The 7,140-nt window shown below is 35.3% G+C and carries 6 protein-coding genes and 1 CRISPR repeat array; all 6 genes read right to left on the bottom strand.

The window, feature by feature from the left end; genetic code table 11:
• Positions 1-136: 136 nt before the first annotated feature.
• A CRISPR array of direct repeats spans positions 137-553; the repeat unit is 29 nt; unit sequence GTTTCAATTCCTTATAGGCTCAATGAAAT.
• A 206-nt stretch (positions 554-759) separates the two neighbouring features.
• Positions 760-1,026, bottom strand: a complete 267-nt coding sequence (gene cas2 / locus AB1498_09885) for a CRISPR-associated endonuclease Cas2 (protein ID MEW6088596.1) — start codon at positions 1,024-1,026, stop codon at positions 760-762.
• A 76-nt stretch (positions 1,027-1,102) separates the two neighbouring features.
• Complete coding sequence (cas1b, locus tag AB1498_09880) at positions 1,103-2,095, bottom strand: type I-B CRISPR-associated endonuclease Cas1b (protein ID MEW6088595.1); 993 nt, start codon at positions 2,093-2,095, stop codon at positions 1,103-1,105.
• An 82-nt stretch (positions 2,096-2,177) separates the two neighbouring features.
• A complete protein-coding gene (cas4, locus tag AB1498_09875; GenBank protein MEW6088594.1) occupies positions 2,178-2,690 on the bottom strand; it encodes a CRISPR-associated protein Cas4 in 513 nt (170 codons plus the stop codon).
• A 391-nt stretch (positions 2,691-3,081) separates the two neighbouring features.
• Positions 3,082-3,936: an SEC-C metal-binding domain-containing protein gene (locus AB1498_09870; protein MEW6088593.1), complete on the bottom strand. Its 855-nt coding sequence runs from the start codon at positions 3,934-3,936 to the stop codon at positions 3,082-3,084.
• Positions 3,937-3,998: 62 nt separating this feature from the next.
• On the bottom strand, positions 3,999-6,212 hold the full coding sequence (gene cas3, locus AB1498_09865) for a CRISPR-associated helicase Cas3' (protein ID MEW6088592.1): 2,214 nt from the start codon (positions 6,210-6,212) through the stop codon (positions 3,999-4,001).
• A complete protein-coding gene (cas5, locus tag AB1498_09860) occupies positions 6,213-6,893 on the bottom strand; it encodes a CRISPR-associated protein Cas5 (GenBank protein MEW6088591.1) in 681 nt (226 codons plus the stop codon). It lies immediately after the preceding gene.
• Between the last annotated feature and the right edge of the window lie 247 nt (positions 6,894-7,140).

Genomic DNA, 7,140 nt, shown 5'->3' with positions numbered 1-7,140 from the left:
TATTCAAGAGGGTGGTCTGCACTACATTCACTTTTTTTTAATCCGCTATTGATTTATCAAGCTTTTTTAGATTTCCTTTAGCTAAAAAATATCATTCCCAATATCACACTGCGGAACTTGGGCTAGCGTTTTTTATGTTTCAATTCCTTATAGGCTCAATGAAATACGATGGCAGGACGGCACTAATGTGGGCCAGCCGAAGTTTCAATTCCTTATAGGCTCAATGAAATAATGCTTGATCCAAGTTCAAGTTTCTTTTCATTCGTTGTTTCAATTCCTTATAGGCTCAATGAAATGCGGCACAAAATATGCCAATATAAAAAGTAAAATAGTTTCAATTCCTTATAGGCTCAATGAAATGTTGCCGATGATATGCGTGGTATGGGATTAAATGTGTTTCAATTCCTTATAGGCTCAATGAAATCGGTTTGGCGGTAACAAATACAACGCTTTCAACTAGTTTCAATTCCTTATAGGCTCAATGAAATTTAAAAACAAACATTGGCATTGCAGGTGTATATAACGTTTCAATTCCTTATAGGCTCAATGAAATCCGTTTTTGAAATTCAATAATTACAATAGGTTACACGATTTTTTAACACCAAAAACAGCCTTTTTTTTCGTCTACCCCAGATCATGCAAAAATCTCCATAGGTTGACATGATAACTTTAATTTCATATTCATTATAATATAAATCCCTCCTCGAAATTTGTCAAGTTTTACTATATAGACAAACTGGTTTAAACCGTTCCATCTGGTTAAAGCACATTATCCACCGGCCTTTTGTCCTTTCCCATTATCTCTTTATCCAGCCATTTTTCGTTCCTTGTTTTAAATACTATTAATGAATCATTTTCTTCATCCTTCATTATTTTTTTGGACTTAATTTTCAATTCTTCCAGTTTTCCTTCTGTAATCTCCCCTTCAAATACAGAATTCTGAATATGATGCAGATATTTTCTGCAAAGTTTCAGCATCTTGCCGCATCGCTTTTTATCAACATCGTAAACAAGAATTATGTACATTTTAACTCACGTTTGGGTGGTTCAAACCGTTCGAACCGTTCAAACGGATTAAACGGTTTAAACAGTCTTCAAAAACTCACCACCAGATTTTAAATCCCTCATACTCCTGTTCGCCAAGTAAATGCTTGATTAATTTATAACACTCCAGCCTTATGAGATACCTGTAAGAAACCTGCTTTTCTAGTTTTTTGTGCGTTATAACCGTTTTAAGTCTTTCATCATATTCTCTTACTATCGTCTTTCTTCCTTTTTCGTTAAGATAACAAAAATTAATTTCTTTTTGGCAATCGTCTTCCGTAATCTGCTCCCGGTTTAACAATGAAAATATTGTCCTGTCGCTCAATATCGGTTTAAACACTTCCGATAGGTCAAGGCTTAAAGAAAACCTCCGGTCCCCGGGCTCGTGCAAATAAGAGATAAGCGGATTCAACTGCGTATGATATATCTCGCCGAGGCATGTCGTATAAACAAACGAATTAAGATACGAAATCAGGGCGTTAATCATATTATCGGGCGGCTGTTTGACCCTTTTTTCAAATTCAATTTTCTGGTCTATAATAACCGGCCATGCCTTATAATATGTGTTCCTTATATTTCCCTCAAGCCCCATCAATTCTTCGATTTTTTCCGCCTTTTCAGCCTGCGTTTTAAAACCTTCGATAGAGTTGATATATTCATCCAAATTCTTTCCCCTGTTATTATAATACCGCAGATTTTTCAATATATTGAAACCGGCGGCATCAACAAATATTTTTGCCAGTGCTAATCTTTTTTTTAAATTTGTGTAATGGCCTACCTGCTTAACCAGGAGCTGGCCGGAATTCAAGTATTCCCTGGGATAATAAGTCCCGGAATAGAACCCGTAATAATTAAAAATATGGACAGGAATATTATTCTGCGCCAGATAATTAAAGAGTTTGGTATTAAAATCCAGTTCTCCCAGGCTGTAAATAGCCTCGGTATTTTCAATCGGGATAACCGTTTTTGAACCGTCTTCCTTTTCAAAAAAGATCGTGTTTTCCTGCCGCCTGATACGGCCGTTGTTAAAGATGTAATAATTTTGTTTCATGGTTTTTTCATTAATTGTTCAATCCGTTTAAGCGGTTCAAACTGTTTAAACGGCTTGAACGGCTTAGGCTTAAACGGTTATACTAAATCCAGCATAATGCCTCATAACTGCAATTACTGCAAATCTTCGTTTTATCCGCTGCCGGCGGCAATTCCTCATCCACAATATTCTTTATTCCCTTCAAAATTGACTCAATCTTCTCTTCATCCGCCAGCTCCAAAAATACATCTTCCGTTTTTTTCAGTTTCGGGTAATTTATTTTTCCGGTAACGCCTTCAACTCCCTTTTGCTTCAAATACCAGATATAATACTTCAACTGCCAGATATGAGCGTCTTCAACCTTATCGGATTTTTTGACTTCATGAATAACCCGCTCTTTATCTATAAAATCTATCTTGATTGTATTATCAATCTCAATCTCCTTTTTCTCCCGCTCGTAAGATGTTTCATGAATGAGTTTCCCAAGATACACCAGATCGCTGTTCTGCTCCATCTGGATATAATGCGAAAAATACCACAGCTTTTTTCCGCAGAGAAAATAATAATTAATTTGTGTCCCGGTAAAATGCAGGTTTCCGGTTAAATTTGATCTCATTGAATTAGCAAAACACATAATGTGCCTTTATTTAAAAACATGGGATATCCGCCAGGGATATATCATTGCAATATCTTTGTTCTTTAGAGCCTCTTTTCTATCAAGACAGCAGCAATATATTTGGGCAGGTCCATAATTCTTTTTAAAATAATTAAGAACGGACATATATTTATTAAAACAGTTTATTTTTACCTCTATGGCCGATAGATGCCGTGTTTTGTTTTTATCAATAAAATTTTAGATATTAATTTTCGGTTCTTGAGATTTTCCATATAATTACACTCTCCCTATCAAATATTTTTATGATAGTTTGCTAAATACCTCGTATTTTGTCAAGTATATTTTACTTTTTACGCATTGCGGTTTGGTTAAAACATAATTCCATGAAATTTTAATTTTCCATACAGCATTTTTTATATTTCTTCCCGCTGCCGCACGGGCACGGATCGTTACGGCCTATTTTTAAAGTTTCCTCTTCATCTTCCATATCCTCCAAAGCTTCTTTGTCCCATCGATCCTGACGTCCTTTTATTTCATCTTCATCGTAAAAAGAAAGCCAGTCATCAATATACTCAGAATAATCTTTTTCTCCCCTTGAAAATTCCTGCCTCGCCCACTCCTCATCAAACATCGCCGTATGTGATTTATCCTTGTGGCAAAATTCCGTATCCTTCTTACCAAATTTAATCAATTCATCCCTGTATTCCTGCCTCAAAAAATCGAGAAGAACATTTGCCGCCAACTGCCTTGTCTCCCAATCTTCACTTTCATCTCTAAAAATCGCGCCGATAAAAGAAAAAATATCCTCTTCGACTTCAGGATTATCAATTGTTATCCCGCCCAGGCTATTCATTACAACCGACCTGGTAAACCAGTCGGATGTTCTATCGACTGAAAGTTTTTTAAGCTCAGGAATGGCAGATATACCAATCTTGCTGAACATATAAGTCAGTTTATCGCTCACCCAGTCACAATCAAAAGCAACAGACCAGCGGAGAGCTCTCAAAAGCGGCACAACAACCTTTTCCCCGCTGATAGCGCCAAGTATATAAGAAGCGTGAACCACAGCCCAGAACTCCGGCGGATCATACGTCCAGTAAAACCGCTCCGACACAATACGCTTCAATGGTTCAATCATCCGCTCCCCGCGCCGGACAAATTCATCCACCGCGGCCCGGGGAAGACGGTCTTCCTCGGTGAAAAGAAGGCCAATCAAATCGTTATCGGAAAGGGTTTGGTAGGTCATAATAGTATAACCTCCAACAGCCATTTATATATAGTTTTCGTTATCAATTAAAATAAAAATTTTTATATTATGTTGCTCATAGTGTCTGCAGTTAAACCCAGTTCATTATATTCAACATAAATATTTGGCGGATCTACTCTTAAATTTAGCAAACTTTTAAATCTGTATATGCTCCTTGTGCGAATAGGCACGAGAAGATTATCCGCCTCTATCCATAGACCATTCTTTCGCCGATTGTTATACTCTTCCAATTTATTACTCGGCAATACCTCTATTGTTTTATCCGAATTTTCAATTACGTCTTCAATCCAATTTCTATGAGTACCAGCAATCATTCTGCTTTCAAAATCATTAATATCTGGATGGTTTAAAGCATTTAAAAATTCTTGTTCCTCATTTTTATTATATCCTTCACAATAAACATTGTCTGCTGCTTTAATAATATCAAGCTCACTTACCGGCATAGAAAGTTTTTCAATTTCTTTTATAGTTAAACGAATTTTATCTTCAGAATAAATAGAATATTCGCCAATATGTTCTTTAAATATTGTAATATCTGCTATTTTGCCCTTTTCTCCTTTCCTGTTTACCCTGCCCATTCGCTGGACAAGCGCGTCAATTGGAGCTGATTCAAAATAACCTCGCTCAAAATCTATATCTAAACTGACTTCAACCACTTGAGTAGCAATCAATACTTTAGGTAAATTTTCATTGATAAGTCTATTTTCTATACGATTTCTATCTTCTCGATTAAAACGACTGTGCAATAATCGTACCTCTCCTTCTTTAAAACCTGTTTTGATTTGATAAAATACTTTTTGTGCTGAATCAACATGATTGCAAATTATTAAATTTGACGCATTATTTCTACATTCTGATATAATCCAATCTTTAGAATTCATCATGTTCCCGTCATCATTAATAATAAGATTATGTCTTTTTTTATCCATAATTTTCCTATCTTCAAAATTATTTATATCAGGTTCTATTATACTTATATCTCCTAAATGAGCAGAAATAAGATTTCTTAGGAATAACGGCATGGTTGCTGAAATAAATAGACAATTTGCGCCCCATTTTTTCAATAATTTTGCGGTCCCAATTATTAGTCCAGTAATAACCGGGTCATAAGCGTGTATTTCATCAAAAATAAAGCATGCCCCCGGGTATTCAAGAAAAATCTGTTCCCATCCCCTTCCTCTCAGGATATGACGAAGTATTTGGTGTGCAGTACAAATTTTTATAGGATAATATGCTTCATGGCATAAAGAAGAAATATTTTTTGCCAATTCCTGTGCGTCTTGAGGATTCTTATTTTCTTCTAAATTCAAATCGTATAAATAAGAAATGATTTTTGAATGCAACACACCCACATTTTCCGTTCCAAATATTTTGCTTAATCTTTTGTGCATAGCGTTTATACTTGCCGTATATGGCAGGACATAAAACAACCGACCATTAGGGATCTGATTATTAGCTGCCCATAGAAGCGCTGCTTCGGTTTTACCTGAACCAGTAGGCGCCCGTAAAATGGTTTGACCTTTCGTATTAGCAATTTTATTTTGGAAGTTTCTAATTGGTTTATCAAGTATTTTATGGTTTCTCAACACAGGTATAGTAGTTGGCGCAATTCCACCCGACGTTAAATGATCAGATGTTATCAATATTCCTCTGAGAATAGAAGCTAATCGCCTTTCATGATATGAGATATTTTTATTTTGTGAATAGCGTCCCGAACGTTCCAGCCATTTCTCGTCGATTTTAATTTTTTCTATATTTTTGATTTCTGAATATTTCGCGCCCAACATAATATTAATTTTATTCCAGAAAAATTTAAACTTCTCATAGTTTTGTTTCCACTCACTCATCATTTCTTGATATACTGCCGAATCAGACTTGATATACTCGAAATTCAATGTTTTATAATCATCTGATATTCCGTCCGGCGGAATATCCTTATGATGAGTTAATACAGCTAAAATCTGCTCTGGCAAGATATTTGGATAGGAAGAAATTAATGCCGCTGAAATAGATTCATGTCTTTTACCATCCCAGCTCTTTTTTTCATTTTTAAGAACTTTTTGAAAACCAACAGCAGCCTTCCCTGCATCATGAAAAAGAGCGCAGGGAACAACTAACTCCAATAACTTGTCTTTTTTAATCGACAAAAAAACATCCGATGGTAAATTATCTACAATACTTTTTGAATTTTCTATCACCTTTTTTGTATGCTCATAAAGTGTCTCACCATCAATTTTAGCTAACAATTCATCCATTTAATTGCTCCAATCATGTATATAGACAACCTTTTCTTTATCTGGAATTCCAGCGGGATGAAAGAGATTTTTTGTTGTTACATAAACACCGTTTTCAACTTGAGGAACAGCCTGATAAATTCCCAATTTTTCTAATTTCCTCAGAACACCGTATTTTGAGTTATTAAAATAATCTGACAGCCTGATTATTCTTCCTCCGAAGTCTTTTTGTGGAAAAGGAAGCAATGTAGCTCCAACCATACCCTCTTTTTTCCCCTCTAAATCTATCTCTTCAATTAATTTTATCCAGACAATATCTTGAGACCTTCCCAAACAAGGAGTACCAACAGGTCTTTCAAATATTACTTTCAGATTGGGATTAGTAAGATATAAATCCAAAATAGGTGCGATATGTATTTCTCTATAAGATATTCCCTGACCTTTTGAATTCAGTTTAAGCCTTCCTTTATTATCCATTTTTAAACGGTCAGTTCTTTCTAATTCCAAAGTTGTCCCTCGAATTTTATATTCATAACCAATTCTTGTATCTGATGGACCAATATCACGCCCGGCACAACAACTTATTAATCCAAGTAAGGTGCTATAAGGTGGAACAGGCGAAGAAAGTTGTGTTCCGGTTACTATAAACGGCAAACGAAAAAATGCCGAAAATCCTTCAAATCTGACATGTAACCCTTTCATTTCAATTCTCCAGCCATTTTTTGTGTAGCTTCTATAGGTGTAGTCACAATAATCTTTAACGGTAATTTTTCTTTTTTTCCATTATTGTCTATTTCAATCTCTTTAATTTCAGTATTATTTACTTGAGTTTGGCAAAATTAAGCCGCCAATTTTAAAATATTTGGCAAAACCATAAGTGAATCATGAGAAAAAGAATCTCTAAAATGAAAAACTTTTTGCCTGAAAGTTTTATGTTTTTCATTATCGG

The sequence above is a fragment of the bacterium genome (assembly GCA_040754625.1).
Classification (GTDB): Bacteria; JACRDZ01; JAQUKH01; order JAQUKH01; family JAQUKH01; genus JAQUKH01.
Note: the sequence above shows the minus strand (reverse complement) of the source record. Positions and strands in the feature narration are given on the sequence as shown.

Excerpts from the sequence above, each read along its gene's own strand:
- cas5 (MEW6088591.1), bottom strand. The coding sequence starts at position 6,893 with ATGAAAGGGTTACATGTCAGATTTGAAGGATTTTCGGCATTTTTTCGT.
- cas3 (MEW6088592.1), bottom strand. The coding sequence starts at position 6,212 with ATGGATGAATTGTTAGCTAAAATTGATGGTGAGACACTTTATGAGCAT.
- cas1b (MEW6088595.1), bottom strand. The coding sequence starts at position 2,095 with ATGAAACAAAATTATTACATCTTTAACAACGGCCGTATCAGGCGGCAG.
- cas4 (MEW6088594.1), bottom strand. The coding sequence starts at position 2,690 with ATGAGATCAAATTTAACCGGAAACCTGCATTTTACCGGGACACAAATT.
- AB1498_09870 (MEW6088593.1), bottom strand. The coding sequence starts at position 3,936 with ATGACCTACCAAACCCTTTCCGATAACGATTTGATTGGCCTTCTTTTC.
- cas2 (MEW6088596.1), bottom strand. The coding sequence starts at position 1,026 with ATGTACATAATTCTTGTTTACGATGTTGATAAAAAGCGATGCGGCAAG.